Annotated in this window: 30 protein-coding genes; 23 read left to right on the top strand and 7 right to left on the bottom strand. The window is 58.3% G+C overall.

Annotated features, from left to right (window positions below):
* Positions 1-14: 14 nt before the first annotated feature.
* Together AACX99_RS06495 and AACX99_RS06490 are read left to right on the top strand one after the other, a co-directional pair.
* The gene (locus AACX99_RS06495; RefSeq protein WP_339410374.1) at positions 15-284 is read left to right on the top strand and encodes a CDGSH iron-sulfur domain-containing protein; all 270 of its coding nucleotides are present in this window, start codon (positions 15-17) and stop codon (positions 282-284) included.
* Positions 285-442: 158 nt separating this feature from the next.
* Positions 443-760 carry a YqfO family protein gene (locus tag AACX99_RS06490; protein WP_339410373.1) on the top strand — a complete coding sequence of 106 codons (318 nt, stop codon included), beginning with the start codon at positions 443-445 and terminating at the stop codon, positions 758-760.
* Between the two features lie 44 nt (positions 761-804).
* Here AACX99_RS06490 and AACX99_RS06485 read toward each other — a convergent pair whose 3' ends face one another.
* Positions 805-1,308 (bottom strand): L,D-transpeptidase family protein, encoded by a 504-nt coding sequence (locus AACX99_RS06485; protein ID WP_339410372.1) that lies wholly within the window; start codon positions 1,306-1,308, stop codon positions 805-807.
* Positions 1,309-1,323: 15 nt separating this feature from the next.
* Positions 1,324-1,881: an NUDIX hydrolase gene (locus AACX99_RS06480; protein ID WP_339410371.1), complete on the bottom strand. Its 558-nt coding sequence runs from the start codon at positions 1,879-1,881 to the stop codon at positions 1,324-1,326.
* A 161-nt stretch (positions 1,882-2,042) separates the two neighbouring features.
* Here AACX99_RS06480 and AACX99_RS06475 point away from each other — a divergent pair, with 161 nt between their 5' ends.
* The 5 genes from AACX99_RS06475 to AACX99_RS06455 are packed head-to-tail and all read left to right on the top strand — an operon-like array spanning position 2,043 to position 5,332.
* Positions 2,043-2,648, top strand: coding sequence for a CoA pyrophosphatase (locus tag AACX99_RS06475; RefSeq protein WP_339410370.1), 606 nt, complete (start codon positions 2,043-2,045; stop codon positions 2,646-2,648).
* A gap of 19 nt (positions 2,649-2,667) precedes the next feature.
* A complete protein-coding gene (locus AACX99_RS06470) occupies positions 2,668-3,192 on the top strand; it encodes a gamma carbonic anhydrase family protein (RefSeq protein WP_339410369.1) in 525 nt (174 codons plus the stop codon).
* Positions 3,192-3,380 carry a DUF1289 domain-containing protein gene (locus AACX99_RS06465; protein WP_339410368.1) on the top strand — a complete coding sequence of 63 codons (189 nt, stop codon included), beginning with the start codon at positions 3,192-3,194 and terminating at the stop codon, positions 3,378-3,380. Before AACX99_RS06470 ends, AACX99_RS06465 begins: the two co-directional genes overlap by 1 nt.
* 33 nt (positions 3,381-3,413) lie before the next feature.
* Positions 3,414-4,595 carry a formate-dependent phosphoribosylglycinamide formyltransferase gene (gene purT / locus AACX99_RS06460; RefSeq protein WP_339410367.1) on the top strand — a complete coding sequence of 394 codons (1,182 nt, stop codon included), beginning with the start codon at positions 3,414-3,416 and terminating at the stop codon, positions 4,593-4,595.
* Positions 4,592-5,332 carry an SGNH/GDSL hydrolase family protein gene (locus AACX99_RS06455; RefSeq protein ID WP_339410366.1) on the top strand — a complete coding sequence of 247 codons (741 nt, stop codon included), beginning with the start codon at positions 4,592-4,594 and terminating at the stop codon, positions 5,330-5,332. Before purT ends, AACX99_RS06455 begins: the two co-directional genes overlap by 4 nt.
* Here the strand turns inward: AACX99_RS06455 and AACX99_RS06450 are convergent.
* Entirely contained in the window at positions 5,298-6,587 is a 1,290-nt protein-coding gene (locus AACX99_RS06450) for an HlyC/CorC family transporter (RefSeq protein ID WP_339410365.1), read from the bottom strand. The genes AACX99_RS06455 and AACX99_RS06450 overlap by 35 nt on opposite strands.
* A gap of 10 nt (positions 6,588-6,597) precedes the next feature.
* Positions 6,598-7,398 carry a cytochrome C assembly family protein gene (locus tag AACX99_RS06445; RefSeq protein WP_339410364.1) on the bottom strand — a complete coding sequence of 267 codons (801 nt, stop codon included), beginning with the start codon at positions 7,396-7,398 and terminating at the stop codon, positions 6,598-6,600.
* 422 nt (positions 7,399-7,820) lie between these two features.
* Here AACX99_RS06445 and ffh point away from each other — a divergent pair, with 422 nt between their 5' ends.
* The 5 genes from ffh to rplS all read left to right on the top strand — a co-directional run bounded on the left by ffh (position 7,821) and on the right by rplS (position 11,388).
* The gene (gene ffh / locus AACX99_RS06440) at positions 7,821-9,194 is read left to right on the top strand and encodes a signal recognition particle protein (protein WP_311088955.1); all 1,374 of its coding nucleotides are present in this window, start codon (positions 7,821-7,823) and stop codon (positions 9,192-9,194) included.
* A gap of 250 nt (positions 9,195-9,444) precedes the next feature.
* Positions 9,445-9,696: a 30S ribosomal protein S16 gene (rpsP, locus tag AACX99_RS06435; RefSeq protein WP_090239277.1), complete on the top strand. Its 252-nt coding sequence runs from the start codon at positions 9,445-9,447 to the stop codon at positions 9,694-9,696.
* Between the two features lie 5 nt (positions 9,697-9,701).
* Complete coding sequence (gene rimM, locus AACX99_RS06430; protein ID WP_339410362.1) at positions 9,702-10,238, top strand: ribosome maturation factor RimM; 537 nt, start codon at positions 9,702-9,704, stop codon at positions 10,236-10,238.
* A gap of 5 nt (positions 10,239-10,243) precedes the next feature.
* The gene (gene trmD / locus AACX99_RS06425) at positions 10,244-10,996 is read left to right on the top strand and encodes a tRNA (guanosine(37)-N1)-methyltransferase TrmD (RefSeq protein ID WP_445261839.1); all 753 of its coding nucleotides are present in this window, start codon (positions 10,244-10,246) and stop codon (positions 10,994-10,996) included.
* Between the two features lie 41 nt (positions 10,997-11,037).
* Positions 11,038-11,388, top strand: a complete 351-nt coding sequence (gene rplS / locus AACX99_RS06420; RefSeq protein ID WP_339410361.1) for a 50S ribosomal protein L19 — start codon at positions 11,038-11,040, stop codon at positions 11,386-11,388.
* Positions 11,389-11,463: 75 nt separating this feature from the next.
* Here rplS and AACX99_RS06415 read toward each other — a convergent pair whose 3' ends face one another.
* Both AACX99_RS06415 and AACX99_RS06410 read right to left on the bottom strand, forming a co-directional pair.
* The gene (locus tag AACX99_RS06415; RefSeq protein WP_339410360.1) at positions 11,464-12,138 is read right to left on the bottom strand and encodes a hypothetical protein; all 675 of its coding nucleotides are present in this window, start codon (positions 12,136-12,138) and stop codon (positions 11,464-11,466) included.
* Positions 12,139-12,247: 109 nt separating this feature from the next.
* Positions 12,248-14,059 carry a cation:proton antiporter gene (locus AACX99_RS06410; protein ID WP_339410359.1) on the bottom strand — a complete coding sequence of 604 codons (1,812 nt, stop codon included), beginning with the start codon at positions 14,057-14,059 and terminating at the stop codon, positions 12,248-12,250.
* An 85-nt stretch (positions 14,060-14,144) separates the two neighbouring features.
* On the opposite strand from AACX99_RS06410, the gene xerD reads away from it, so the two are divergent.
* From xerD to AACX99_RS06380, 6 genes are all read left to right on the top strand, one after another.
* A complete protein-coding gene (gene xerD, locus AACX99_RS06405) occupies positions 14,145-15,041 on the top strand; it encodes a site-specific tyrosine recombinase XerD (protein ID WP_339410358.1) in 897 nt (298 codons plus the stop codon).
* Between the two features lie 93 nt (positions 15,042-15,134).
* Positions 15,135-15,860: a thioredoxin fold domain-containing protein gene (locus AACX99_RS06400; protein WP_339410356.1), complete on the top strand. Its 726-nt coding sequence runs from the start codon at positions 15,135-15,137 to the stop codon at positions 15,858-15,860.
* Between the two features lie 113 nt (positions 15,861-15,973).
* Positions 15,974-17,278, top strand: a complete 1,305-nt coding sequence (locus AACX99_RS06395) for a homoserine dehydrogenase (RefSeq protein ID WP_339410355.1) — start codon at positions 15,974-15,976, stop codon at positions 17,276-17,278.
* 58 nt (positions 17,279-17,336) lie between these two features.
* Positions 17,337-18,746 carry a threonine synthase gene (thrC, locus tag AACX99_RS06390; RefSeq protein WP_339410354.1) on the top strand — a complete coding sequence of 470 codons (1,410 nt, stop codon included), beginning with the start codon at positions 17,337-17,339 and terminating at the stop codon, positions 18,744-18,746.
* A 90-nt stretch (positions 18,747-18,836) separates the two neighbouring features.
* A complete protein-coding gene (locus tag AACX99_RS06385; protein ID WP_339410353.1) occupies positions 18,837-19,097 on the top strand; it encodes a ribosomal protein L7/L12 in 261 nt (86 codons plus the stop codon).
* A 57-nt stretch (positions 19,098-19,154) separates the two neighbouring features.
* The gene (locus AACX99_RS06380) at positions 19,155-19,871 is read left to right on the top strand and encodes a substrate-binding periplasmic protein (protein WP_339410352.1); all 717 of its coding nucleotides are present in this window, start codon (positions 19,155-19,157) and stop codon (positions 19,869-19,871) included.
* An 83-nt stretch (positions 19,872-19,954) separates the two neighbouring features.
* On the opposite strand, the gene AACX99_RS06375 is transcribed toward AACX99_RS06380, so the two are convergent.
* Positions 19,955-21,154 (bottom strand): CaiB/BaiF CoA transferase family protein, encoded by a 1,200-nt coding sequence (locus AACX99_RS06375; RefSeq protein ID WP_339410351.1) that lies wholly within the window; start codon positions 21,152-21,154, stop codon positions 19,955-19,957.
* A 333-nt stretch (positions 21,155-21,487) separates the two neighbouring features.
* Between AACX99_RS06375 and bacA the strand changes: the two genes are divergently transcribed.
* The 5 genes from bacA (at position 21,488) to AACX99_RS06350 (ending at position 25,927) form a co-directional block, all read left to right on the top strand.
* Entirely contained in the window at positions 21,488-22,117 is a 630-nt protein-coding gene (gene bacA, locus AACX99_RS06370; protein ID WP_339410350.1) for a biofilm formation regulator BacA, read from the top strand.
* A gap of 4 nt (positions 22,118-22,121) precedes the next feature.
* Positions 22,122-22,823, top strand: a complete 702-nt coding sequence (locus AACX99_RS06365) for a PspA/IM30 family protein (RefSeq protein ID WP_339410349.1) — start codon at positions 22,122-22,124, stop codon at positions 22,821-22,823.
* Positions 22,824-22,879: 56 nt separating this feature from the next.
* Complete coding sequence (locus AACX99_RS06360) at positions 22,880-23,518, top strand: hypothetical protein (protein WP_339410348.1); 639 nt, start codon at positions 22,880-22,882, stop codon at positions 23,516-23,518.
* Between the two features lie 25 nt (positions 23,519-23,543).
* Positions 23,544-25,583: a hypothetical protein gene (locus AACX99_RS06355; RefSeq protein ID WP_445261838.1), complete on the top strand. Its 2,040-nt coding sequence runs from the start codon at positions 23,544-23,546 to the stop codon at positions 25,581-25,583.
* Between the two features lie 104 nt (positions 25,584-25,687).
* Positions 25,688-25,927 carry a hypothetical protein gene (locus AACX99_RS06350; protein ID WP_339410347.1) on the top strand — a complete coding sequence of 80 codons (240 nt, stop codon included), beginning with the start codon at positions 25,688-25,690 and terminating at the stop codon, positions 25,925-25,927.
* Positions 25,928-25,947: the final 20 nt, after the last annotated feature.

Here is a 25,947-nt window from a genome sequence, read left to right as displayed (position 1 = left end):
GTTGGCGCTGGCTTATGTCGAGTAAGCCAGCGCCGATTCTGCCTGAGGTGCGCCAGGTCAAACCTGGCGATACCTTGCTGCTGTGCTGCTGCGGGCGTTCGTCCCAGTTTCCCGATTGTGTTTCCGCCTGCCCTAACACGCTTGAGCTGCAGCCTGAGCGTGAGCAGTTTCTGCTGCTTTGCCGTTGCGCTCGCTCGCAACGTCTACCTTACTGTGATGGTTGCCATAACCAGCCGGTAAGCGGCTTCAAGGCCCGCTGGCGGCGATTCTGGCGTGGCTTGTAGCCTGGGCTTATTAAGCTAATACGTTGAACACACAGCACATTATCCGGTCATAGGATGCAACTGTGATGCGCTGCGCGAATACCCGATAAGGCAAAATGCCATTATTGTGTGGCATCATTATCGAACTGTTTTTATCAGTCTTGCCGGCGGAGACTTCGATGTACAAGCTGTGCTTTTATGTGCCTGAAACTCACTTGGATGCCGTGAAAAATGCGGTATTCAGCGCCGGTGGCGGACGTATTGGTCGGTACGATCAATGTTGTTGGCAAACCCAGGGGCTGGGCCAGTTCCGCGCTCTGGAAGGCAGTCAGCCATTTCTCGGCCAGCCTGGGCAGGTTGAACAGGTGGCAGAGTGGAAAGTCGAGATGGTCGTGGCCGATGAGCTGATCCATGATGCTGTCAAAGCGATGAAGAAGCAGCACCCCTACGAGACGCCGGCTTTTGAGGTGTGGCGATTGTCGGATATCCAGTTCTAACTGATAAAAAGGCGCCATGAAGGCGCCTTTTTTATGGCTGTTGGTCAGGGCCTGATTTCGATCAGCGTACCGTCTTTGACCAGGCTCCAGACCTCGCGCATGTCGAAATTGCGCATGGCGATACAGCCTTCGGTCCAGTCCAGAGTGTGGAACATCCACTCAGGGTATTCCTCGTCCAGCGGAGTGCCGTGAACCATGATCATGCCGCCCGCCGATACACCGCTCTTGCGCGCTTGCGCCTGGTCGCGGGCGTTGGGGTAGGAGATGTGCATGGACAGATTGTACTTGTCGCTGGTCTTGCGCCAGTCGATCCAATAGAAGCCTTCCGGGGTGCGCAGGTCGCCTTCGCGCTGCTTGGCTCCTTTAGGCTGTTTACCCAAGGAGATGCGGTAGGACTTGAGGGTGTTGCCGCGGCTGATCAGGTGCAGTTTGCGGTCGGATTTGACCACCAGCACTTTGTCGATGGTCTTGCCGTCAAGGGTCGGGGTGGTGCTGGCGTGGCCAGTCAGGGCAACGGTCAGGCAGAGTAGGGCAAACAACCAGCGCATCGTAATTTCCATGGATCAAAAGGCTTTCTTGTAATGTGCGCGCAAGGCTTCGAGCGGCTCATTGCGGACCGGGTAGTGCTGCTCGCGGCGGTCCGCGAAATAGCATTCTAAGGTACGCCCGATGGTCGGGAAAGCCAGCTCTGACCAGGGGATGTCCTGTTCGTGAAATAGCTGAACATCCAGGCTTTCTTCGCCTGGGGCAAAGTTCAGGTCCACCAGTTCGGCGCGAAACAGCATATACACCTGATTAATATGCGGCAGATCGAACAGGGTATAGAGGCTCAGGCCACGCACCCGCGCGCACGCTTCTTCGTGGGTTTCGCGGGCGGCGGCCTGTTCCAGGGTTTCGCCGTTTTCCATAAAGCCGGCCGGCAGCGTCCAGTAGCCACGGCGTGGCTCGATGGCGCGACGGCACAATAGTACCTGTTCCCCCCATATCGGCAGGCAGCCGGCAATGATGCGCGGGTTTTGATAATGCACGACCTGGCACTGCGCGCAGACGTGGCGCAGGCGGTTGTCACCTTGCGGGATGATGTGGCTGACCGCGCCGCCACAGTTGCTACAGAACTTCATGCCAGGTCCTCGCTGCGTGTCAGCTATCTTGGCGCGCGTGTTGTGTGCTCGGCAAGCGGGTTTGTCGAGCGCCTGAATGATTGCCGTCAGCGGCGCGGGGGTTGGGGCGTGCGCTGCTTTCGTGCCATGATCGAACGCAGAATAAAAGACCGAGAATCTCCATGCTGGATGAGTTACTCCACCGCATGCGCGGCTATAGTCCGCACATTCTGCAGACCGACAAGCGCTACCCTGAGGCCGCAGTGCTGGTGCCCATCACCCGCAGCGACGAGCCGGAAGTGGTGCTGACCTTACGCGCCAGCGGTCTGTCTACCCACGGTGGTGAGGTGGCGTTTCCCGGGGGGCGGCGTGACCCGGAAGATGTCGACCTGATCGAAACCGCCTTGCGCGAGGCAGAGGAGGAAATCGGCTTGCCGCCTGGGTTGGTCGAAGTGGTTGGGCCGCTTAGCACCTTGGTGTCGCGCCATGGTATTGAGGTCACGCCCTATGTCGGCCTAGTGCCAGACTTTGTCGAGTACAAGCCCAATGACGGCGAGATTGCTGCCGTATTTGCCGTGCCGCTGGCGTTCTTTCGTGATGACCCGCGGGAAACCACCCACCGCATTGATTACCTGGGGCGCAGCTGGTATGTGCCAAGTTACCGTTATGGCGAATATAAAATCTGGGGGCTGACGGCGATCATGTTGGTCGAGTTGGTCAACCTGGTGTATGACGATGTGCATATCGATATGCACCAGCCGCCTGAGCACTTTATCAAGCTCACTTGAGCCTATTGAGGAAGCATCCATGAAATACCGCCTGGGTTCATCCCGCGTTGAGACCCATGCCGATAGCTGGGTTGCACCGAATGCCACGCTGGTGGGCAAGGTCAAATTGGAACCGGGGGCCAGTGTGTGGTTTAACGCCGTACTGCGCGGCGACAACGAGCTGATTCACATCGGCGAGAACAGCAATGTGCAGGACGGCACGGTGATGCACACCGATATGGGCTTCCCACTGAATATCGGTACTGGCGTGACCATTGGCCACAACGCCATGCTGCATGGCTGTAGCGTGGGCGATTACAGCCTGATTGGTATCAATGCGGTGATCCTCAATGGCGCTAAAATCGGCAAGTACTGCATCATCGGCGCCAATAGCCTGATCGGTGAAGGCAAGGAAATTCCCGATGGCTCGCTGGTTATGGGGTCGCCCGGCAAGGTGGTGCGCGAACTGACCGAACCGCAGAAGAAGATGCTCGAAGCCAGCGCCGCCCATTACGTGCACAACGCCCAGCGCTATGCTCGTGACCTGCTTGAGCAGGAGGACTGATGCAGGCGGAGCGTCCCGTTGCGTCACCTTGTGTGCATGTATGTGCGCTGGATGATCACGATGTTTGCATTGGCTGTCAGCGCACTGTCGCTGAAATAACTCGCTGGGGCTTGATGGATAACGCCGAGCGCCGCCAGGTGCTCCAGCGTTGTCATGAGCGCGCAAAGGCTCAAGGCATCTTGTTGTAACCCCGCGTACATCTATTCGTTTGAGGAAATTCCATGCCCCGTATCGGAACCCCTTTGTCGCCGAGCGCGACCCGTGTGCTGCTGTGTGGCTCTGGTGAGCTGGGCAAGGAAGTGGTGATCGAGTTGCAGCGCCTCGGCGTCGAGGTGATCGCCGTGGACCGCTACGCCAACGCGCCGGCCATGCAGGTGGCGCATCGCAGCCATGTGATCAATATGCTCGACGGTGGCGCGCTGCGGGCAGTAATCGAGCTGGAGCAGCCGCATTACATCGTGCCGGAAATCGAAGCCATCGCCACCGCAACGCTGGTCGAGCTGGAGAATGAAGGTTTTACCGTCATCCCCAGCGCGCGTGCCGCGCAGCTGACCATGAACCGCGAAGGCATCCGTCGTCTGGCCGCCGAAGAGCTGGGCCTACCGACCTCGCCTTATCAGTTTGCCGACTCCTTCGAGCAGTGCCGTGCTGCAGTCGAGAGCATTGGCCTTCCCTGTTTGATCAAACCGATCATGAGTTCTTCCGGCAAAGGCCAGTCGGTGCTGAAAAGCCTGGATGATCTGCAAGTCGCCTGGGATTACGCCCAGGCCGGTGGCCGCGCCGGCAAGGGGCGGGTGATAGTCGAGGGCTTTATCGATTTCGACTATGAAATCGCCTTGCTTACCGTGCGCCACAGCGGCGGCACCACCTTCTGTGCGCCAGTGGGGCATCGTCAGGTCAAGGGGGACTATCAAGAGTCCTGGCAACCGCAGCCGATGAGTGCCAAGGCTCAGGCCGAGGCCGAACGTATTGCCCTGGCGGTTACCGGCTCGCTGGGTGGTCGTGGGTTGTTTGGCGTTGAACTGTTCGTCAAAGGTGATCAGGTGTGGTTCTGCGAAATCTCGCCGCGTCCGCACGACACCGGGTTGGTCACCCTGATTTCTCAGGACTTGTCTGAGTTCGCCCTGCATGCGCGGGCGATTCTCGGCTTGCCTATTCCGGCGATCCGCCAGTTCGGCCCGTCCGCGTCTGCGGTGATCTTGGTGGAAGGTGAGTCGCAGCAAGTCAGCTTCGGCAGCCTCGGCGCGGCTCTGGCCGAGCCGGATACTGCTCTGCGCCTGTTCGGTAAACCTGAGGTCAGCGGTCAGCGGCGTATGGGCGTGGCGCTGGCCCGTGATGAGTCATTACAAACCGCGCGAGCCAAGGCCACGCGTGCGGCGCAGGCGGTCAGGGTCGAGCTGTGAATGCGTTGCGCGCCTATGCCTGGTGGCTAGGATTGGCACTGTTGGCGCCGATTGCCTTGCCGCTGGCGCTGCATACGCGGCGCAACACGTTGCGTTTACCGCCGGCCGCCGGGTTATTGGACGGTTTGGCAGGCGTGGGTTTACCGGGTGAGCCATTGCGTCTGCTGGTATTGGGCGAGTCGACCGTGGTGGGAGTGGGTGTCGATGAACTGCATGCCGCACTCGTCGGGCAGCTGGCAACTGCGCTGGCGGCGCGCTGCGGACGGCCAGTTGCCTGGCGTGCCTGCGGTGAAAACGGGATCACCGCCGCGCAGGCCTGTCAGCGGCTGTTGCCGCAGGTACTGGATCGGCCCTTTGATCTGGCGCTGCTGGTGTTCGGCGTCAACGACACCACCCGTCTGACATCACTGCCGCGCTGGGAGGCTGCACTTGGCAGCATGGCTGAAGCGTTGGCCGCACGTGGCGCTCGGGTGGGGTTTAGCAGTGTGCCGCCGTTGCAGCATTTCAGTGCCTTGCCCTGGTTGCTGCGGCGTTTGCTCGGTGTACGTGCCAGTTTGCTGGATGCCCGTTTGAGTCAGTTGGCGAGGCGCCTGGGGGCTGGGCATCACGCGGTTGAGCTGGAGTTTTCCGCCGAGTACTTGGCGCGCGATGGCTATCACCCGTCAAGCCTGGGCTACCGCGTGTGGGCTCAAGGGCTGGCCGTCAGTCTTGTGCCGGCGGCTCGGTGTGCGCCTTAGGCTTGGTTTGCCAGGCACGTACGCTTTTTACCCGGTTCTCCGACGACTGCAGGATTTCCAAGCGATAAGGGCCGATCTTCAGGCATACGGCGCTGTCGGGGATGCTCTCCAGAGCTTCGGTCACCAAGCCGTTAAGGGTCTTGGGCCCGTCGCAGGGCAGGTGCCAGTCCAGTGCCTTATTGATTTCGCGAATATAGGCGGCGCCATCAATCACTTGAGTGCCGTCTTCCTGGGGATGAATATCCGGGCTGCGCAGTGTGTCCTGGTTGCTGAAATCGCCGACGATTTCTTCAAGGATATCTTCCAGAGTAACGATGCCGATTACGTCGCCGTATTCATCGACGACGATACCAATCCGGCGTTTCTGCTTTTGAAAATTGATCAGCTGGGTCGACAGCGGCGTGCCTTCAGGCACGAAGTACGGCTCGTTACAGGCCGCTAGTAGCGCTTCTTTGCTCAGCTCGTTGTGCGTTAGCAGTCGGGCAATCTGGCGCATATGCACGATGCCTTCGATCTGATTGATGTCGGTACGAAATACTGGCAGGCGCGTATGGGTGGTGTTCGTCAGCAGGCTGATGATGCTTTCAAGGTCGTCATCCAGGTTAATGCCGGTGACTTCGTTGCGCGGAATCATGATGTCATCCACTGTCACCCGCTCAAGGTCAAGAATGCCTAACAGCATGTTCTGGCGGTTTTTCGGCATACCGGCACCAGATTCGCGTACCACGCTGCGCAACTCTTCGGTGGAGAGGCTGTCGCTGGCGCGTTGCGACGGGTCGACGCCCAGCAGGCGCAGCAGTGCGTTGCTGATGGCGCTGGTGGCCCAGACCACTGGGTAGAGCAAGCGTTGCAGCAGCAGCAGTACGCGGCTGGCGGGGAAGGCCACCAGCTCTGGGCGCAGCGCGGCCAGGGTTTTCGGGGTGATTTCACCGAATATCAGTACCACGATGGTCAGGCCTGCGGTAGCAATCGCGATCCCAGCTTCGCCCCAGATATCCACGGCCAGCACAGTGGCAATGGAGGCCGCGAGGATGTTGACCACATTGTTGCCCACTAGAATGGTGCCGAGTAGGCGGTCCGGGCGGCTGAGCAAGGTGGTGACGCGCTTGGCACCCTTATGCCCTTCCTTGGCCATGTGCTTGAGGCGATAGCGGTTGAGGCTGAGCATCCCTGTCTCCGAGCTGGAGAAGAATGCCGAGCACAGAATCAGAAAAATCAGCAGCCCAAGCAGGTAGCTGGAGTGAAGGTCGTCCACGGAAGGGGTCTCAGATATGCAGGATAAATTCGCGAACCAGCTTGCTGCCGAAGTAGGCCAGCATCAGCAGGCAAAAGCCCGCTAGGGTCCAGCGAATGGCTTTATGGCCACGCCAGCCGAGTTGGTGGCGGCCCCACAACAGCACGGCAAATACCACCCAGGCGAAGCATGACAGGATGGTTTTATGCGCCAGATGCTGGGCAAACAGGTCGCTGATAAACAGCGCGCCAGACAACAGCGAGAGCGAGAGCAACGCCCAGCCAGCCCAGAGAAAGCCGAACAGCAGGCTTTCCATGGTTTGCAGGGGGGGGAAGTTCTTGATCAGCCCGGAAGGGTGTTTGTGTTTGAGTTGATGATCCTGCAATAGCAGCAGCAGCGACTGGAACACGGCAATCGTTAGCATGCCGTAGGCGGTAATCGAGAGCAGGATATGCGCCAGTATGCCGGGTGCTTCGTCAATGGCCTGGGTAGTGCCGCTGGGCATAAATTGGGCGAGCAATACAGTGATAAAACCCAAGGGGAATAGCAGTAGCAGCAGGTTTTCCACCGGGATTCGCATGCAGGCCAGCAGCGTCAGCAGAATAACCGCCGCAGCAATCAGGCTGGCGGCCTTGAAGAAGTCTAGCGACAGGCCGCTGGCATCGAACATCTGCAAAAACAGGCTGCTGCCGTGCAGTAGCAACGCCAGTGTGCCGAGTGCAACCAGCAGGCGCTTATTGGATGTGCTGCGCTGTTGCAGGCGCAGGCCTTGATAGAGTGCGGCTCCGGCATAGAGGCAGGCAGCGGCGAGGCTGGGTAGCAGAGGGTGCATAAATCCTTGTCAGGCAAACCCGAAAGGCGGCCAGTGTGGCATATAACCCGTACGCCACGAAAGCGTCTGGCGGTGTCGGTGTCTCGGGTCTGATGACGTTTCAGCCGTCAGCCGCGTTGCTGCGCAAAATCTCGCCAGGCTAGGCGGAGGGCGCAGGTAATGGTTGTTCCCTTGCCAAGTCCTCCAACAACGCATGGCGAGGTTTTGCGCGCAACCCGGAGGGCTGGGCCTGTTTTGGCGTGATGCTGCGTTTCTCGACACTCATTTGGAATAACCAAATGAGTGTCTCGTGCCTTGTATCGGGCCAAAACAGGTTCCAGCGCGGTGGCGATGAAACGTCACCAGACCCGATTAGTCTTCGCTATAATCCGCGACCTGTTGCAAGCCCACCCTCGGCTCGGTAGAGCCTGAAAGGAACGAGCATGTTCGAAAATCTGACTGACCGCCTCTCGCAGACCCTGCGAAATGTCACCGGCAAAGCCAAACTGAGCGAAGACAACATCAAGGACACCTTGCGTGAAGTGCGCATGGCCTTGCTTGAGGCTGACGTTGCCTTGCCGGTGGTCAAAGACTTCGTTAATAAGGTCAAGGACCGTGCGGTCGGCACCGAAGTCTCGAAGAGCCTGACCCCAGGCCAGGCGTTCGTGAAGATTGTCCGTGCCGAGCTGGAAGAGCTGATGGGCGCGGCCAACGAAGACCTCGCGCTGAATGCAGTACCACCAGCCGTGGTGTTGATGGCCGGCCTGCAGGGCGCAGGTAAGACCACTACTGTCGGCAAGCTGGCGCGCTTCCTTAAAGAGCGCAAGAAAAAGACCGTTATGGTGGTGTCGGCCGACGTTTATCGTCCTGCTGCTATTAAACAGCTGGAAACCCTGGCCAATGATATTGGCGTGACCTTCTTCCCTTCCGATCTCAGCCAGAAGCCGGTGGATATTGCCGAGGCGGCGATCAAGGAAGCCAAGCTCAAGTTTATTGATGTAGTGATCGTCGATACCGCCGGTCGTCTGGCTATCGATGCCGAAATGATGGCGGAGATTCAGGCGCTGCACGCGGCGATCAAGCCGGTGGAAACCCTATTCGTGGTCGATGCCATGACTGGTCAGGACGCTGCCAATACCGCCAAGGCATTTAATGATGCATTGCCGCTAACCGGCGTGGTGTTGACCAAGGTCGACGGTGATGCGCGCGGCGGTGCGGCGTTGTCTGTGCGGGCGATTACCGGCAAGCCGATCAAGTTTATCGGTATGGGTGAGAAGACCGAGGCGCTGGAGCCCTTTCACCCGGATCGGATTGCCTCGCGCATTCTCGGTATGGGCGATGTACTCAGTCTGATCGAGCAGGCCGAGCAGACCCTGGATCGCGAGAAGGCCGAGAAGCTCACCAAGAAGCTGAAGAAGGGCAAGGGCTTCGATCTCGAAGACTTCCGTGACCAGCTGCAACAGATGAAGAACATGGGCGGTCTCGGCGGCCTGATGGACAAGCTGCCACAAATGGGCGGCGTCAATCTGGCGCAGATGGGCAATGCCCAAGGCGCTGCCGAGAAGCAGTTCAAGCAGATGGAGGCGATCATCAACTCGATGACGCCTCAGGAGCGCCGCGATCCTGACGTGATCAGCGGCTCGCGCAAGCGCCGCATCGCCATGGGCTCCGGCACTCAAGTGCAGGACATCGGCCGCTTGATCAAGCAGCACAAGCAGATGCAGAAAATGATGAAGAAATTCACTGCCAAAGGCGGCATGGCCAAGATGATGCGCGGCATGGGCGGTATGATGCCGGGCGGCATGCCTAAGATGTAAGGAATTCGCCTCGGCAGCGATGTCTGCGCAGGCTCCGTTAAAGGTCGGGTTTTGCACTAAACCCGCCTTTTATGTGGATCGATTGGCCGGTTTGGCAGCGACCTACTGGCACGACTTGATTGCACAGCCCTGTGCATCTGAAAAAGCCATTTGCAAAAATCCGGATATTCCTTAGAATATGCGGCCTTTCGGGCGCCTATGCCCGCTGTGCATTTAGATTTGCAGCACCGACTACAGGAACTATGTTCACATGCTAACGATTCGTCTTGCCCTTGGCGGCTCCAAAAAGCGCCCGTTCTACAAAATCAACGTGACCGACAGCCGTAACCCACGCGACGGTTCGCACAAAGAAGAAATCGGTTTCTTCAATCCGATCGCTCGTGGTCAGGAAGTTCGTCTGTCCGTGAAGCAAGATCGCCTGGCCCATTGGCTGAGCGTTGGCGCACAGCCTTCTGATCGTGTTGCTCAGTTGTTGAAGGACGCTGCTAAGGCTGCGGCCTAAGCAATATGAGCGCGACGCCTGTTTCTACCGATGATTTGATCGTTATCGGCAAGATCTACTCTGTACATGGCGTTCGCGGTGAGGTGAAGGTTTATTCCTTTACTGATCCTGTTGCAAACCTGTTGGAGTACAAGTCCTGGACGCTTAGGCGCGAAGGCAGTGTCAAGCAGGTAGAGCTGGTAAGCGGACGCGGGAGTGATAAGTTCCTGGTCGCAAAGCTCAAAGGTCTTGATGACCGTGAAGAGGCGCGCCTTCTTGCCGGTTATGAGATCTGTGTACCACGCGATCTGTTTCCTGAGTTAACAGACGGCGAGTACTACTGGTACCAGTTGGTAGGTCTGAAGGTCATCGACCAGGCAGGGCAATTGCTCGGCAAGATTGATCACTTGTTAGAAACCGGTGCCAACGATGTGATGGTGGTTAAACCCTGCACCGACAGTCTGGATGGTAGTGAACGCCTGTTGCCCTATACCGAGCAATGTGTGTTGTCGATTGATCTAAGTGCTGGCGAAATGCGGGTCGACTGGGATGCGGACTTCTAAGCCTGATGCCAAATCTGCGCGTTGAAGTCATCACGCTGTTCCCGGAAATGTTTAGCGCTATCAGCGAATACGGCATTACCAGCCGCGCGGTGAAACAGGAGTTGTTGCAGCTAACCTGTTGGAATCCGCGAAGCTACACCACTGACCGTCACCACACTGTGGATGATCGGCCTTTCGGCGGTGGCCCTGGCATGGTGATGAAGATCAAGCCGCTTGAGGATGCTTTGCTCGATGCCAAGCACGCCGCAGGTGATAAAGCGAAGGTGATTTATCTTTCGCCGCAAGGTCGCCAGCTGACGCAGTCAGCAGTCCGCGAACTGGCAAACGAAGAGGCTTTAATCCTCATCGCTGGTCGCTACGAAGGCATTGATGAGCGCTTTATTGAGGCGCATGTCGATGAAGAATGGTCGATTGGGGATTACGTCCTGTCTGGCGGTGAGCTGCCGGCCATGGTGCTAATCGACGCGGTAACGCGCCTTTTGCCTGGTGCATTAGGTCATGCAGGTTCGGCCGAGGAAGACTCCTTTACGGATGGCTTACTCGACTGCCCGCACTACACCCGCCCGGAGGTGTATGCGGATAAACGTGTTCCACAGGTGCTGCTTAGCGGTAACCACGAACACATCCGGCGTTGGCGTTTGCAGCAGTCCCTTGGTAGGACGCACGAACGACGTGCCGATCTTCTGGATAGCCGCTCGCTTTCTGGGGAAGAGAAGAAGCTGCTGGAGGAATACATCCGCCAGCGGGACGATAGTTAATGTATCGATGACCGGCCAGGTGCCTGTCTTAGGAGCGCAGCATGACCAACAAGATTATTCAGCAGCTCGAAGCTGAGCAGATGAGCAAAGAGATCCCGACTTTCGCACCAGGCGACACCATTGTTGTCCAGGTTAAAGTGAAGGAAGGCGACCGTCAGCGTCTGCAGGCGTTTGAAGGTGTTGTTATTGCCAAGCGTAACCGTGGTCTGAACAGTGCTTTCACTGTTCGTAAGATCTCCAACGGTGTTGGCGTTGAGCGTACTTTCCAGACTTACAGCCCGCTGGTTGACAGCCTGGCCGTTAAGCGTCGCGGTGACGTACGTAAAGCCAAGCTGTACTACCTGCGTGACCTGTCCGGTAAAGCAGCGCGCATCAAGGAAAAACTGGGCTAAGTCTCAGCTTTCCAAAAAAAGCAGCCTTCGGGCTGCTTTTTTCGTTTCTGCGGTCTGGATAGTCGTGTGCTGCGGCTAATGCAGGCTGATTTTGAGCGAAGCTTGCGACAAGTCGATGTCATGCAGGCTCAGGCTGCCAAAGCTTTGGCCCTGCGGTGCGCCGGCAACGCGAATATTGTCAAAGCGCAGCTCACCAATCGAGCTGGGTAGGCGCACATTGACGGAACCGTCGGCATTGATCACCGAGGTCAGTTTGCTGGTGTCGTACTGCACGTCCTTCATTGATGTTTCCGCCTCCAGGCTGCTCAGCACCGGCATCACCAGTTTGCTCAGCTGGCCGACGGTGTCCAGGCCGTCACCGCTGCGAGCCTGCAGAAATAAACCTTGCAGTACGTCGTCCAGGCCCTGTGCGCTGACATTGCTCATTTCCATATCGCTCAAGGGACGTAGGCCGTTAGGCGCTTGTTCCTGGCTGATAGCGCTGGGGTGGTTGCGCGGCGCGTCGGCGCTGGCGATTTGGAAGGGACTGAGCAGGGCGGCGACCAAGGTGGCCGCTAGGCGTAGGTTGTTTTGCTTGCTGAGGGCTTTTTTCAGCTGGCGCTCGGTTAGCCAGCCCTGCTCAATCAGCGTTTCGCCGAGGCGTTTTTGATTGGTGAGTTGCAGTTGAATGGCAGCATCCAGCTGGCCGCGGTTAATCAGTCCTTTATTGATCAGAATCTGACCAAGGCGTGAATGCTGTTGGCTGGACATCGTTTAGGCCCGTTGACTGTAGTGGCGTGGTGCAATCATGGGCCGCTAATTGATATCTGTCACCCATCCAAGGATAGGGTGACGATAGCGCGGCTTATCTTGTTGGTAGTTAACGGGGGTTGTCCGGCTCCTCATCAATCAGGGCGACCAGGGTCCAGTCAGGGCCTGGTTGAATCTCAAGGGGTTGGGTGGCGATGTGTATCCAACCACTTGGGTCGCGGGCGAGCAGCACAACGGCGCGGTCACCATGCAGATTTTGATAGGCCGGCCAGTCAAAGGTGTTGCTGAGCGTGGTGGTTCGCACCTCGGCGCCTTTGCTGAGGCGGCTGGCGAACTGAGGGAAGCTCAGTGTTCGGTTGCCGAGTGGGCGACCACGTACGGCGTCGCGAGTGCGGTGTTTATCGCTGCGCCGACTTTCGGTGCCGCTGGGTAAGGTAAATCGGCGGGTGGCGGCAAAGTCGTGGCGAAAGTGCATGCAGGCCAGTGCATTCAGTTCGCTGGAGGGCGACACGGCAAGCAGGTGGCCAAGACCGATCAGGTCAAGATGAGCCTCGGCATCCTGTGATGTGGGATTGCCGAAGTAGGTGGGCAGCTTTTTCATGCGTGCGGCGCTGATGTTCTCCCAGCTGGAATCGCACAGCAGTACGCGGTTGCCGAGGTCTTGCAGGGCTGTGCCGAGTGCGCGGGCCACTGGGTTGGCACCCACGATAAGAAAGCCGCTGGGAGCCGGTTCGGCCACTTTCAAGAGCTTGGCGAGCGGGCGTGCCGTGGCGCTCTGCAAGACAACGGTACCAATAATGACGGCGAAAGTGAGTGGGACGAGTAGTTGGGCTCCGTCATAACCCAGCTCGTCGAGGCGGATTGCGAAAATAGCTGAGACTGCTGCGGCAACAATACCGCGTGGTGATATCCATGCCAGCAAGGCGCGCTCGCGCCAGTTTAGGCTGGAGCCAAAGGTGGATAGCGCCACGTTGAGTGGGCGAGCGACAAACTGGATGATGGCTAGAAGCACCAGCACAGCCGGGCCAAGCGCGAGCAGGGCGCCAAGATTGAGCCGTGCGGCCAGCAGAATAAATAGCCCCGAAATCAACAGGACGCTGAGGTTTTCCTTGAAGTGCAAAATATGTCGTACATCGACGCCCTTCATGTTGGCGAGCCACATGCCCATCAAGGTGACGGCGAGCAGGCCGGACTCATGCATGACTTCGTTAGAGGCGATAAAGGCGCCCAGTACGGCGGCTAGTACGGCGAGGTTATGCAGGTAGTCCGGGAGCCACTGCCGTCTTAGCACTTGGCCTAAGCCCCAGCCGCCGGCAATCCCAAACAGGCTGCCGCAGGCAATTACACTTGCGAAGGTGATCAGGCCGCTGTTCCAGCCATTGCCTTCATTGCTGGCGATGATAAAGCTGTACACCACAACGGCGAGCAGTGCGCCAATCGGGTCGATAACGATACCTTCCCAGCGCAGAATATTGGCAATGGACGATTTGGGGCGTACCACGCGCAGCATTGGCACGATCACGGTGGGTCCGGTGACCAGGGTGAGGGTGCCGAACAGCAGGGCCATATCCCAGTTGAAGCCCAGCAGGTAGTGTGTGCTAGCAGCAATCACGGCCCAAGTGGCCAATGCGCCAACCGTTACCATGCGTCGGACGACGGAGCCAATTTCGCGCCATTCGGATAGGTGCAGGGTCAGGCTGCCCTCGAACAGGATCAGTGCAACGGCCATTGATACGAGGGGGAATAACAAGTTGCCGAACAGGGCTTGAGGGTCAAGCCAGCCCAGTACGGGGCCTGCGAGTATCCCCGTTATCAACAGAAACAGGATCGCGGGCAGGCGCAGGCGCCAGGCCAGCCATTGGCAGGCGAGGGAGCCTGCGCCGATGGCGGCGAAGGCGAGAAGAATATGCTGCTCGTTCATCAAAGGTCCTTGCGAGTGGGTGCCTGGCCCTGCATGGCCAAGGTGTGAAAGACTAACCTGCTTTCAACTGCCTCCATAGTTCAGCATGCCTGCCATCGACCATCCACTGATTGATCATTTTGTCGAAGCCCTGTGGCTGGAGAAGGGGCTTTCGGCGCATACGCGCTCGGCCTATCGCAGTGACCTGGCATTGTTTAATGGCTGGTTGCAGGTGCGTGATGTGCAGTTGGCGGACGCCGGTCGGGAGCTGATCCTTGATCATCTGGCTTGGCGTTTGAGTGAGGGCTACAAGGCACGTTCTACTGCACGCCTGCTCTCGGGATTGCGCGGTTTCTACCGGTTTCTCTTGCGTGAGCAACTGATCAACCGTGATCCGACGTTGCAGGTGGATCTGCCGCAGCTGGGGCGTCCGCTGCCCAAGTCGCTGTCCGAAACGGATGTTGAGGCTTTGCTGGCCGCCCCGGAGCTGGATGACCCGATTGGCCTGCGTGACCGCGCGATGCTTGAGGTGCTGTATGCCTGTGGTCTGCGCGTCAGCGAGTTGATTGGTCTTACGCTGGAACAAGTCAATCTGCGTCAGGGTGTGCTGCGGGTTTTTGGTAAAGGCAGTAAAGAACGGCTGGTGCCGCTGGGCGAAGAGGCAGTTGCCTGGATTGAGCGTTACAGCAAGGAGGCTCGGCCGTTTCTGCTCGATGGCAGGCCTAGTGATGTGCTGTTCCCGAGCCAGCGTGGTGAGCAGATGACCCGGCAGGCCTTCTGGTACCGCATCAAGCACCAGGCCAAGGTGGCGGGAATTTCCAAGAGCCTGTCGCCGCATACCCTGCGTCATGCCTTTGCCACGCATTTACTCAATCACGGGGCCGATTTGCGCGTGGTGCAGATGCTGCTAGGGCATAGCGATCTTTCAACGACGCAAATCTACACCCATGTTGCCCGCGCGCGGCTGCAGGAGTTGCATGCGCAGCACCACCCGCGAGGCTGAGAACGCCGTCCGGCCTGCGATGGTCGGTCTGCACTGGCTTCTATGATAGGCTGCGCCCAACCTTTGTTAGATCGTCTTCCGTCAGGAGTTTGTATGCGTTTTAGTCGCATTGTTGTCGCGTTGGCCCTGGGTTTGGTTAGCGGCATGGGCGTTGCCGCCGATGCCGACCAGGCCATCCGCAATAGCCTCAAGGCGATCGATCCGGCGCTGCCGATCGAGGCGATTGCCGAGAGCCCGATGCCGGGCGTTTATCAGGTTGAACTGGCCGGTGGTCGGCAGCTGTACACCAGTGCTGATGGTCAGTTTCTGTTGCAGGGCTATCTGTTTCAGGTGAAGGACGGTAAGCCGGTGAACCTCACCGAAGCGGCGGAAAGCCGTGGCGTGGTCAAGTTACTGGATGCTATTCCGGCGTCGGAAATGGTGGTGTTTGCGCCCAAGCAGCCGAAAACCCATATCACAGTATTTACCGACACCGATTGCGGCTATTGCCAGAAACTACATAGCGAAGTGCCTGAGCTCAACCGGCTGGGCGTTGAGGTGCGTTATCTGGCCTTCCCGCGCCAGGGTCTGGAAAGCGCGGCGGCAAAAGAGTTGTCGAATGTCTGGTGCGCCAAGGATCAGCAGGATGCCATGAATCGCGCGAAGAGCCGCCAAGGCGTGGCAGATGCGCAGTGCGACAGCCCGGTTGCCAAGCAGTACGCGCTGGGTCAAATGATCGGGGTCAGCGGTACACCGGCGATCGTTCTGGCCAATGGCAAGATCATTCCCGGCTATCAACCAGCACCGCAGCTGGCGAAAATAGCCCTGGAATCCAAGTGATCTGAGGTTCGCGCCTGATTGACTAATAAACAGCCGCTTCGTATGGTGCGGCTCTTTTTCTACGGCCGGGGCTTGCTCCGGCCGTTTTACGCAGTGCAGATGGGGAGTTCAGTGTGAAACCGGTGAAAGTAGGCATCTGTGGGCTGGGTACCGTCGGTGGCGGTACGTTGAATGTACTCAAGCGAAATGCCGAGGAAATTACCCGGCGCGCAGGGCGTGGTATTGAAGTTGCCCAGATCGCTATTCGCTCGCCCAAGCCGCAGTACGACACGACCGGTATTAGCATGACCAGCGATGCTTTCGAGCTGGTGAATAACCCCGAGATCGATATCGTTATCGAATTGATCGGCGGCTACACCCTGGCTAAAGAGCTGGTGCTCAAGGCCATCGAGAACGGCAAGCACGTGGTTACCGCCAACAAGGCGCTGATCGCCGTGCACGGCAACGAGATCTTCGCCAAGGCCCGCGAGAAGGGTGTAATTGTTGCGTTCGAAGCCGCCGTGGCTGGTGGCATTCCGGTGATCAAGGCCATTCGCGAAGGCCTGGCGGCCAACCGCATCAACTGGCTGGCCGGCATCATCAACGGCACCGGTAACTTTATCCTCAGCGAAATGCGCGAGAAAGGCCGCGCCTTCCCTGATGTTCTGGCCGAAGCCCAGGCGCTGGGCTACGCCGAGGCTGATCCTACCTTCGACGTAGAAGGTATCGACGCTGCACATAAACTCACCATCCTGGCGTCCATCGCTTTCGGTATTCCGTTGCAGTTCGACAAGGCTTACACCGAAGGCATCACCAAGCTGACTACTGCCGACGTGAACTACGCCGAAGCGCTGGGCTACCGCATCAAGCACCTCGGTGTGGCGCGCCGCACAGACGCCGGTATCGAGCTGCGCGTACACCCGACGCTGATTCCGGCCGATCGCCTGATCGCCAACGTCAACGGTGTGATGAACGCAGTGATGGTCAATGGCGACGCCGCCGGCAGCACACTGTTCTACGGCGCTGGTGCGGGCATGGAGCCGACCGCGTCCTCGGTGATCGCTGATCTGGTTGATGTGGTGCGTGCGCTGACGGCTGATCCGACCAATCGCGTGCCGCACCTGGCCTTCCAGCCGGACTCGTTGTCCGATCATCCGATTCTGCCGATCGAGGCCTGCGAGAGCGCCTATTACCTGCGCATCCAGGCCAAGGATCATCCGGGCGTGCTGGCCCAGGTGGCGAGCATTCTGTCGGCGCGCGGGATCAATATCGAGTCGATCATGCAGAAAGAGGTCGAAGAGCAGGACGGCCTGGTACCGATGATCCTGGTCACTCACCGCGTGGTGGAAGTGCGGATTAACGAAGCGATCAGCGCCCTTGAGGCGCTTGAGGATGTGGTCGGCAGCGTTGTGCGTATCCGCGTCGAGCAGTTGAACTAATCAGCCTCTGGCCGCAGGCTGCTGCGGCTTTTAAAGATTCAACCGAAGGTTTGCCCCTATGCGCTATATCAGTACCCGTGGCCAGGCACCGGCCCTGAATTTCGAAGACGTGCTGCTCGCCGGTTTGGCCAGTGATGGCGGCCTGTATGTTCCGGAAAACCTGCCGCGCTTCACTCAGGAAGAAATCGCTTCTTGGGCTGGCCTGCCGTACCACGAGCTGGCCTTCCGGGTGATGCGCCCGTTTGTCACCGGTAGCATTCCGGATGCCGACTTCAAAAAAATCCTCGAAGAAACCTACGGTGTGTTCGCCCATAACGCCGTGGCGCCACTGCGCCAGCTGAACGGCAACGAGTGGGTGCTGGAGCTGTTCCACGGTCCAACCCTGGCTTTCAAGGACTTCGCCCTGCAGCTGCTCGGTCGTTTGCTTGACTACGTATTGGCCAAGCGCAACGAGCGTGTGGTGATCATGGGCGCCACCTCCGGTGATACCGGCTCGGCGGCCATCGAAGGCTGCAAGGCCTGCGATAACGTCGATATCTTTATCATGCACCCGCACAACCGTGTGTCCGAAGTGCAGCGCCGGCAAATGACCACCATCCTCGGCGACAACATCCATAACATTGCCATCGAAGGCAACTTCGATGACTGTCAGGAAATGGTCAAGGACAGCTTTGCTGACCAGGGCTTCCTCAAGGGCACACGCCTGGTTGCGGTCAACTCTATCAACTGGGCGCGGATCATGGCTCAGATCGTTTACTACTTTCACGCAGCCCTGCAGCTCGGCGGCCCTGCGCGCTCCGTGGCGTTCTCGGTGCCGACCGGTAACTTCGGCGACATCTTCGCCGGCTACCTGGCGCGCAATATGGGCCTGCCGATCAGCCAGCTGATTGTCGCGACCAACCGCAACGACATCCTGCACCGCTTTATGAGCGGCAATCAGTACGTGAAGGATGACCTGCACCCGACCCTGTCGCCGTCGATGGACATCATGGTCTCGTCGAACTTCGAGCGCCTGCTGTTCGACCTGTACGGGCGCAACGGCGCGGCAATCAACGACCTGATGGCCACCTTCAAGAAAGGTGGCGGTTTCAGCGTCGATCAGGATCGCTGGACCGAGGCGCGCAAGTTGTTCGACTCCCTCGCCGTGGACGACGAAGCGACCTGCGAAACCATCACCGAGGTGTTCAACGAGTGTGGCGAGCTGCTCGATCCGCATACCGCGATCGGTGTGCGTGCCGCGCGCGAGTGCCGTCGCAACCTGAGTACGCCGATGGTGATACTCGGTACCGCACATCCGGTGAAATTCCCCGAAGCGGTGGAAAAGGCTGGTGTTGGTCAGGCGCCGGCGCTGCCCGTACATCTGGCGGATCTGTTCGAGCGTGAAGAGCGCTGCACAGTGCTGGCCAACGACCTGAAAACCGTACAGAGCTTCGTGGCTCAGCACGGTAATCGCGGTAAGCCGCTCTAAGCCTGACGCTGGTCGATAAAGCCGGTACCCGCAAGGGGCCGGCTTTTTTTACGGCTATGCTCTGGCAAGGATATGGGAGCGGAGTGTGTGATGACGGAGTTTGATCAGGATTTGCCAGTGCAGGTGATAGCAGCGCTTGAGCGTGGGCAGAAGATCGAGGCGATTAAGCTGCTACGTGAACTCAAGGGCATTGGCTTGAAAGAAGCCAAGGAGGCTGTGGATCATTACGGGTCTGAGCGACAGCCGGGTGGCGTCTCGGTGGTGCAGTCGGGCGGGCATGGCGGTATGTTGTGGTTGTTGGGCTTACTTGTTCTGGGCGTAATGATCGCCTGGCTGTTTGGTGCGTTCTAGCGGCAGTGTGATATGCGTAGGGTTGGTAAGGGTGACGCAGTGAGATGGTTGATCAAGATGGTTTTTCTGCTGTGCGCTGCCTCTTTCTCGGCTGGCGTCTACGCCGCTACCTTTTCAGTTGGTTTTTACAACTACCCGCCAATGATGATCGAGCAGGGTAAAACCGGTATCTATCAGGACATATTCGATGAGTTGGGCAAGCTGACGGGTGACACGTTCAGTGTGCATTACTACCCCTATCCGCGCATCGGCTTGTTGTTCAATGGCGGGCAGTTGGATATCGAGCCGGGTGTCTACCCTGGCTGGGTGCAGGGTCAGTTGACGCCGGGGGTGTTTTCCGTGCCGTTTGGCAAGGTTGTCGATGTCATGGTGTTTGCCCCAGGCAAGGCTTTTCCGGTGGCGCGGCCTGAGGATTTGCGCGGCAAGTCAGTGGGGCTGGTACGTGGCTATGCCTATCCTGACTTGCGTGCGTTGATCGAGGCGGGACAGCTCGATCGGCGCAATGCGCTGAATGAAGCGCAGTTGCTGGAGATGTTGGCGAAATCGCGGTTTGATCAAATTGTGGTCAATAAGGCGATTGCGCAATACAGCCTGGCGAAGGTCCCGGATTACCGTCATCTCGAAGTCGGCGATGTAATGAGCTCGTTCGATGTCAGCATGCGTGTTCATCCGCGCCACGAAGCTTGGCTGGATAAGCTGGATGCGGCCATTTTGACGCTCAAGCGGCGCGGCGTTATTGAGGGGATCTACGCCAAATACGGCGTTCACCTCTAGCAGGTTGTTGGAGCACTGCCTGCGTTGGCAGTCCTGCGTTAAAGCGGCCTGCTAGTTAGAGCCCGTTTGCTGGGGGTTGCTGATTAGATGGCGCCATCGCTATGCAATTGGGCGATCTGCTCACGGCTATAACCCAGCCCGCTCAGCACTTGTTCATTGTGCTCGCCCAGCTCCGGGCCTACCCAGTTCACCTCTCCCGGTGTGTCGCTCAGTTTGGGCACGATGCCGGGCATTTTGAACGCTTTGCCGTCTGGCAGCTTGGCCGACAGGAGCATTTCTCGGGCGAGAAACTGTGGGTCGTGGAACATGTCCTCGGCGCTGAAGATGCGGCTGGCCGGCACTTCGGCCTGGTTAAGGATCGCCAGCACCTGCTCCAGTGGCAGTGAGCCAACCCAGCGGTCGATCACACCATAAATCTCATCGCGCCGCGCGTCGCGACCATCATTGCTGGTCAGTGCCACGTCATCGGCCAGGTCCTGGCGACCGATGGCCTGCATAAAGCGCTTGAAGATCGCATCGCCGTTGGCGCCGATCTGAATATGCTTGCCGTCGCAGCTTGTGTGGATCGAGGAGGGCGTAATGCCGGGCATAATATTGCCGGAGCGTTCGCGGATAAAACCGAACACATCGAACTCCGGCACCATGGACTCCATCATGGCGAAGATCGCCTCATACAGCGCCACGTCGACCACCTGGCCGCTGCCGCCGTTAACTTCTCGGTGTCTTAACGCCATCAACGCGCCAATCACACCCCACAGCGCGGCAATCGAATCGCCAATCGAGATACCGGTGCGCACCGGTGGTCGATCCTCGAAGCCAGTGATATAGCGCAGTCCGCCCATGGATTCGCCCACCGCGCCAAAGCCTGGCTGGTCCTTCATTGGTCCCGTCTGGCCGAAGCCAGACAGGCGCACCATCACCAGCTTGGGGTTCAGTGCATGCAGCACGTCCCAGCCGAGGCCGAGCTTTTCCAGCACGCCGGGGCGGAAGTTCTCGATCAATATGTCGGCTTCGCTGAGCAGCGTTTTCAGTATCTCGCGTCCAGTCTCGTGTTTGAGGTTGAGAGTGAGCGACTGCTTGTTGCGCGCCTGTACAAACCACCACAGCGAAGTGCCCTCATACAGCTTGCGCCACTTGCGCAGTGGATCGCCGCCATCAGGCGACTCCACCTTGATGACCTTGGCACCGAATTCGGCGCAGATGCGCGAAGCAAAGGGGCCGGCGATCAGGGTGCCGAGCTCGATCACTTTCAGGCCGTTGAGGGGTTGGCTGGATGTGTTCATAAGGTGGTTCCGTTGGCGGGGCTGACCAAGGCTATTCGATTGCGGGGTGTCACGTCATATTTGAATAGTCGCTAGCGGGTGTTGTGGCTGCGATGGGGTTGGCAGATTTAGCTGTTTAGTTGATGAGCGATATGACGTTAAATTGCCATCACGAATGGATGCTCTGCGTTGCTAGCCTTGGATGGTTTCCTCCTGCGACTTTTCCCTGTGTGTTTTCTGCGGCGCTACTTTTGAGTGACGCGCTTTCGCACGCCTGAAAAACAGTAAACATGCGTTTTAAAATATTACATGTGATCTGTTGATTCATTACATGTGTAAGGCTAGTCTGCGTTCATGGAAAGCAAATCATCAGCCCACTACCAGCGTCTTTTTCGTCAGCGTCTGCGCGAGCAGGGGTTAGTGAAAAAAGAGGTCTGGATACTGCCAGAGCATGCCCCGCTGCTTATGGCGTTCGAGCGGAAACTTCGCCAGCCGCACTCAGTAAAGCTGGCTTCAACGGAAAAGGAGGAGGGTATGAGCATGCCGCAGGTTTGGACTGCACAGGCTTTATACGATGCGCTATCGGCCGCTGAGTTATTCAAGGGTGGGCAAGCGAGCATCGAGCTGATTCAAAGCTCGGACGCCAGCTTGCATGTGACCATGCACGACTATGGCGATCTGCCTTTGTTTATTGCCGTATTTGGCGAGCAAATCGTGGTCGAGAGTTTGCTTTGGCCGGCTGCCGATGTGCGCGATAGGGCGGCCTTCAACGAGGAAGTGTTGCGCACCCACAAACTGTTTCCATTGTCGTGCATCGGTCTGGAAACCCTGCCGGATGGCCAGCCTTGCTACACCATGTTCGGTGCGTTGAGTTCGGCGTCGACATTGACCGACGTGGTATTTGAGATCGAGTTGTTGGCTGACAACGTAATCAAGGCTACCGAAGCCTACGAAGGCTTCCTCAAAGCTGATGCTAAGGAGTGATGCTATGAACGTCTGGAGCAAGTTGCTGACGGCGCTGCGTGGCGGCGCCAATGAAGTGGGTGAGGCCGTGGTTGACGGTCAGGCGCTGCGCATTCTCGATCAGGAGATCCGCGATGCTGACCTTGAGCTGCGCAAATCCAAGGAAGCCCTGGCTGAGATTATGGCCAAGCAGAAACTGGCCAGTGATCGCCTGGGCAAGAGCACGGCGAAGATTGCCGAGTATGAGCAGTACGCGCTCAAGGCTCTGGATGCTGGTAATGAAACCCTGGCCAAGGAAGTCGCCGAGAAAATCGCCAATCTGGAAGCCGAACAGGCCAGCGACCGTGAGCAGGCCGATGGGTTTGCGGCCAGCGTGGCGCAGTTGCGCAAAGCGGTAACCCAGGCGGAAGGGCATATCAAACGCCTCAAGCAGCAGGTTGATACGGTCAAGGCCACCGAAAGCGTGCAGAAGGCGCAGATGGCTGTGGCGCAGCGCTATGGCGGCTCGCAGGCCAAATTGCACACCGCCGTCGAATCGCTGGAGCGGATCAAGCTCAAACAGGCCGAGCGCGCGGCGAAAATGGAAGCGACGGCGGAACTGGCCGAAACCAGCGCCCCGGATGATGCCCTCGATGTCAAACTACGCGCGGCCGGTATAGTGCCGGACAACGCCAGCGCCGACAGCGTGCTGGCGCGGCTGAAAGGTCGGGTCAAGCCCGAGGCCTGAGCCGGTCATGCGGGAGCTGCAGCTCCCGCTTCTTCTACTACCAGGATGTAAAGAAGATGGAGCTGTTCTTTCAGACTTCGCTGACGTTCCCCGTGGTGCTGTTTAGCTTCCTGCTGTGTGCGGTGTTCCTGTATTGGCTGATTGCTGCCGTGGGCATTTTCGAGATAGACGCCCTGGATGCGGATATCTCGCTGGATGGCGAGGGCATTGAGCTTGAGGGCCTGGCCGGGCTGCTGATGAAGCTGGGGCTGGGGGGTGTGCCGGTAACGCTGGTGTTGAGCCTGCTGATCTTCTTCGCCTGGGTGGCGTGCTATCTGATCGAAATGTTTGTGCTGCGGTATATCGCTTTTGGCTGGTTGCGCTACCCGCTGGGATTGCTCTCCATCGGCCTAGCGCTGGTGCCGGCCGTACCGATCACCGCTGCACTGTGTCGGCCGCTACGTCCGCTGTTCCAGAAATTACAGAGCACTACTCGCAAGTCGGTGCTCGGTCAGACTGCCGTGGTACGCAGTGGGCGGGTCACCCTGCAGCATGGCGAAGTAACGCTGGAGGACGGCGGAGCGGGGCTGATTTTGCGTGTGCGTGCCGATGAGTCCTGCGGTTTCAAACGCGGGGATCGGGTGGTGCTGCTGGAGTATCTGGAGGCAGAGCACGCCTACCGAGTGGTCAGCGAAGACGAATTCAACGGGCTCTGACCCGCTATCAAGGAGACGATTTAAAATGCCAGAAGTACTGATGTTGTTCCTGACCGGTCTTGGTCTGTTCTTTGTTTTTCTTTTTGCCTTTTACGTGCTGTTCAAGGCGTTCTATATCAAGGTTCCCCAAGGCACGGCGTTGATCGTCAACGATATGTCTTCCACTCCCAAGGTGCATTTCACCGGCTCGCTGGTCTATCCGGTGATCAACCTCAAGGAGTTCATGAAGATCTCCCTGATCACTCTGGAAGTGGATCGTCGCGCCAAGGACGGGTTGATCTGCAAGGACAACATGCGCGCCGATATCACTGTGGCTTTCTATCTGCGGGTCAACGAAACCCAGGAAGACGTGCTCAAAGTGGCCAAGGCCATTGGAGTAGAGCGCGCTTCTGACCGCAGCGCAGTCAATGAGCTGTTCAACGCCAAGTTCTCTGAAGCGCTGAAGACCGTCGGTAAGCAGTTCGACTTCGTCCAGCTGTTCGAGAACCGTCAGGACTTCCGCGACCGTATCGTCGAGGTGATCGGCAACGATCTTAACGGCTATGTGCTGGAAGACGTGGCCATCGACTATCTGGAGCAGACCTCCAAGGCGTCCCTGGACCCTAGCAATATTCTCGATGCCGAAGGCATCCGCAAGATCACCGAGCTGACCGCCGCGCAGAACGTTATCACCAACGAGCTGGAGCGCAACGAAGAGCTGGCGATCAAGAAGAAGAATGTCGAAACCCGCGAGGCCACGCTGTCTCTGGAACGCCAGGAAGCAGACGCCGTGGCGCGGCAGAAACGCGAGATTGAGACCATTCGCGCCCGCGAGCAGGCCGAAACCCTCAAAGTGCAGGAAGAAGAGCGCCTGAAGTCCGAGCAGGCACGGATCAATACCCAGCAAGAACTGGATATCCGCGCCGAGAACCATCAGCGCGAAGTTGAAGTGGCACAGCAGAACCGCCAGCGCGCCGTGGTGATCGAGGTGGAAAAAGTCACCCGCGCCAAGGATCTGGAAATCGTCTCGCGCGAGCGTGAAGTTGAGCTGCAGCGCATCGAGAAAGAAAAGGCCCTGGAAGTTGAGCGCAAGAACATCGCCGGGGTGATCCGTGAGCGCGTCGCGGTCGAGAAGACCGTGGCTCAGGAAGAAGAGCGCATCAAGGAAGTGCGTGAAGTGTCCGAAGCCGATCGCGCCAAGCAGGTTATGGTGCTTAACGCCCAAGCCGAAGCCGAGCAGGAGCTGGTGCGCCAGGTCAAACAGGCCGAAGCCGACGAGACTCGTTCCCAGCACAAGGCGGTGGAAATCAACAACTTGGCCCAGGCCGAGTTGGAAGCCGCAGCCAAGCAAAGCGAAGCCAAGAAGAAAATGGCCGAAGGTATCGAGGCCGAGCGCGCCGCGCCTGGTCTGGCCGATGCGCGGGTGCGTGAAGTAACTGCCGCAGCCAAGGAGAAGGAAGGCCTGGCCGAAGCACGTGTACATGCCGAGCAACTGATCGCCGAAGCCAAGGGTGAGCAGGAGAAGGGCCTGGCTGAAGCACGGGTCACCGAAGCCAAGGCTGCTGCGAAAGAGAAAGACGGCATGGCCGACGCCAAAGTGCTGGAAGAAAATCTCGGTGCGCAGGCGCGCGGTGAAGAACAACTGGGTGCGGCCAAGGCCAAAGCCACCCAGGATCTGGGTATGGCCGAAGCCCATGTGTTGCTTGAGCGCTTGAATGCCGAGGCCGAAGGTCTGGGCAAGAAGTTCAGCGCCCTCGACGCGCTCAGCGACAACGCGCGTCAGCACGAAGAGTTCCGTATGCAGCTGGAGAAGAACTTCGAAGAAGCCATGGCTGCAATTGCGGCCAACAAGGACATCGCCAAGGATCAAGCCGAAGTGCTCTCCACGGCGCTGGCCAAGGCGAAGATCGAGATCGTCGGCGGCGAAGGCGACTTCTTCAATTCCTTCGCCAAATCGCTGTCGGTGGGCAAAGCCATCGAAGGCGTGGTCGGCAAGAGCCCAGTTGTGCAGGACGTCCTTGCACGTTTGCTGAACGGTCGTACCGGCGAAACAAAAGCGCCAGAGTCGAATGTCACCGAAGTGTGAGTCAGCCCGGCACCTGACGCTGTTGATTACGTCGGGTGCTGCTTAGTTGAATAAGGCGCTAAGCGCAGAGCCTTATTCATCCTATATGAGACAGGGAAAACGTTATGTCAGAGCCACGCGACTATTTGGAAATGTCCTTCCGTTCTATCCAGTGCTTCGCCAACGATGGCCGCTTGGATGTACAAGAGTTGAGTTCGCTGTTGCAGATTGCTGAGCGTGACGGGGTGATCGACGAAAACGAGACGCGGGTATTGAAGAACATCATTGCCCGAATCAAACCGGAAGAGCTCGACCCAGCTATGCGCGACAAGCTGGCCGAGGTCGCGGAAAAAATCGGTGCATAACTAAGGGGCAGCGTTACACG

Origin of the sequence: Pseudomonas sp. EA_35y_Pfl2_R5, from assembly GCF_963970805.1 — a bacterium.
Classification (GTDB): Bacteria; Pseudomonadota; Gammaproteobacteria; order Pseudomonadales; family Pseudomonadaceae; genus Aquipseudomonas.
This window is presented reverse-complemented; position numbering and strand designations above follow the sequence as displayed.

What these genes read in the sequence shown, in the direction of transcription:
- AACX99_RS06495 (WP_339410374.1), top strand. Translation starts at nt 15, where the DNA reads ATGTCGAGTAAGCCAGCGCCGATTCTGCCTGAGGTGCGCCAGGTCAAA.
- AACX99_RS06490 (WP_339410373.1), top strand. Translation starts at nt 443, where the DNA reads ATGTACAAGCTGTGCTTTTATGTGCCTGAAACTCACTTGGATGCCGTG.
- AACX99_RS06485 (WP_339410372.1), bottom strand. Translation starts at nt 1,308, where the DNA reads ATGCGCTGGTTGTTTGCCCTACTCTGCCTGACCGTTGCCCTGACTGGC.
- AACX99_RS06480 (WP_339410371.1), bottom strand. Translation starts at nt 1,881, where the DNA reads ATGAAGTTCTGTAGCAACTGTGGCGGCGCGGTCAGCCACATCATCCCG.
- AACX99_RS06475 (WP_339410370.1), top strand. Translation starts at nt 2,043, where the DNA reads ATGCTGGATGAGTTACTCCACCGCATGCGCGGCTATAGTCCGCACATT.
- AACX99_RS06470 (WP_339410369.1), top strand. Translation starts at nt 2,668, where the DNA reads ATGAAATACCGCCTGGGTTCATCCCGCGTTGAGACCCATGCCGATAGC.
- AACX99_RS06465 (WP_339410368.1), top strand. Translation starts at nt 3,192, where the DNA reads ATGCAGGCGGAGCGTCCCGTTGCGTCACCTTGTGTGCATGTATGTGCG.
- purT (WP_339410367.1), top strand. Translation starts at nt 3,414, where the DNA reads ATGCCCCGTATCGGAACCCCTTTGTCGCCGAGCGCGACCCGTGTGCTG.
- AACX99_RS06445 (WP_339410364.1), bottom strand. Translation starts at nt 7,398, where the DNA reads ATGCACCCTCTGCTACCCAGCCTCGCCGCTGCCTGCCTCTATGCCGGA.
- ffh (WP_311088955.1), top strand. Translation starts at nt 7,821, where the DNA reads ATGTTCGAAAATCTGACTGACCGCCTCTCGCAGACCCTGCGAAATGTC.
- rpsP (WP_090239277.1), top strand. Translation starts at nt 9,445, where the DNA reads ATGCTAACGATTCGTCTTGCCCTTGGCGGCTCCAAAAAGCGCCCGTTC.
- rimM (WP_339410362.1), top strand. Translation starts at nt 9,702, where the DNA reads ATGAGCGCGACGCCTGTTTCTACCGATGATTTGATCGTTATCGGCAAG.
- trmD (WP_445261839.1), top strand. Translation starts at nt 10,244, where the DNA reads ATGCCAAATCTGCGCGTTGAAGTCATCACGCTGTTCCCGGAAATGTTT.
- rplS (WP_339410361.1), top strand. Translation starts at nt 11,038, where the DNA reads ATGACCAACAAGATTATTCAGCAGCTCGAAGCTGAGCAGATGAGCAAA.
- AACX99_RS06415 (WP_339410360.1), bottom strand. Translation starts at nt 12,138, where the DNA reads ATGTCCAGCCAACAGCATTCACGCCTTGGTCAGATTCTGATCAATAAA.
- AACX99_RS06410 (WP_339410359.1), bottom strand. Translation starts at nt 14,059, where the DNA reads ATGAACGAGCAGCATATTCTTCTCGCCTTCGCCGCCATCGGCGCAGGC.
- xerD (WP_339410358.1), top strand. Translation starts at nt 14,145, where the DNA reads ATGCCTGCCATCGACCATCCACTGATTGATCATTTTGTCGAAGCCCTG.
- AACX99_RS06400 (WP_339410356.1), top strand. Translation starts at nt 15,135, where the DNA reads ATGCGTTTTAGTCGCATTGTTGTCGCGTTGGCCCTGGGTTTGGTTAGC.
- thrC (WP_339410354.1), top strand. Translation starts at nt 17,337, where the DNA reads ATGCGCTATATCAGTACCCGTGGCCAGGCACCGGCCCTGAATTTCGAA.
- AACX99_RS06385 (WP_339410353.1), top strand. Translation starts at nt 18,837, where the DNA reads ATGACGGAGTTTGATCAGGATTTGCCAGTGCAGGTGATAGCAGCGCTT.
- AACX99_RS06380 (WP_339410352.1), top strand. Translation starts at nt 19,155, where the DNA reads ATGGTTTTTCTGCTGTGCGCTGCCTCTTTCTCGGCTGGCGTCTACGCC.
- AACX99_RS06375 (WP_339410351.1), bottom strand. Translation starts at nt 21,154, where the DNA reads ATGAACACATCCAGCCAACCCCTCAACGGCCTGAAAGTGATCGAGCTC.
- bacA (WP_339410350.1), top strand. Translation starts at nt 21,488, where the DNA reads ATGGAAAGCAAATCATCAGCCCACTACCAGCGTCTTTTTCGTCAGCGT.
- AACX99_RS06365 (WP_339410349.1), top strand. Translation starts at nt 22,122, where the DNA reads ATGAACGTCTGGAGCAAGTTGCTGACGGCGCTGCGTGGCGGCGCCAAT.
- AACX99_RS06360 (WP_339410348.1), top strand. Translation starts at nt 22,880, where the DNA reads ATGGAGCTGTTCTTTCAGACTTCGCTGACGTTCCCCGTGGTGCTGTTT.
- AACX99_RS06355 (WP_445261838.1), top strand. Translation starts at nt 23,544, where the DNA reads ATGCCAGAAGTACTGATGTTGTTCCTGACCGGTCTTGGTCTGTTCTTT.
- AACX99_RS06350 (WP_339410347.1), top strand. Translation starts at nt 25,688, where the DNA reads ATGTCAGAGCCACGCGACTATTTGGAAATGTCCTTCCGTTCTATCCAG.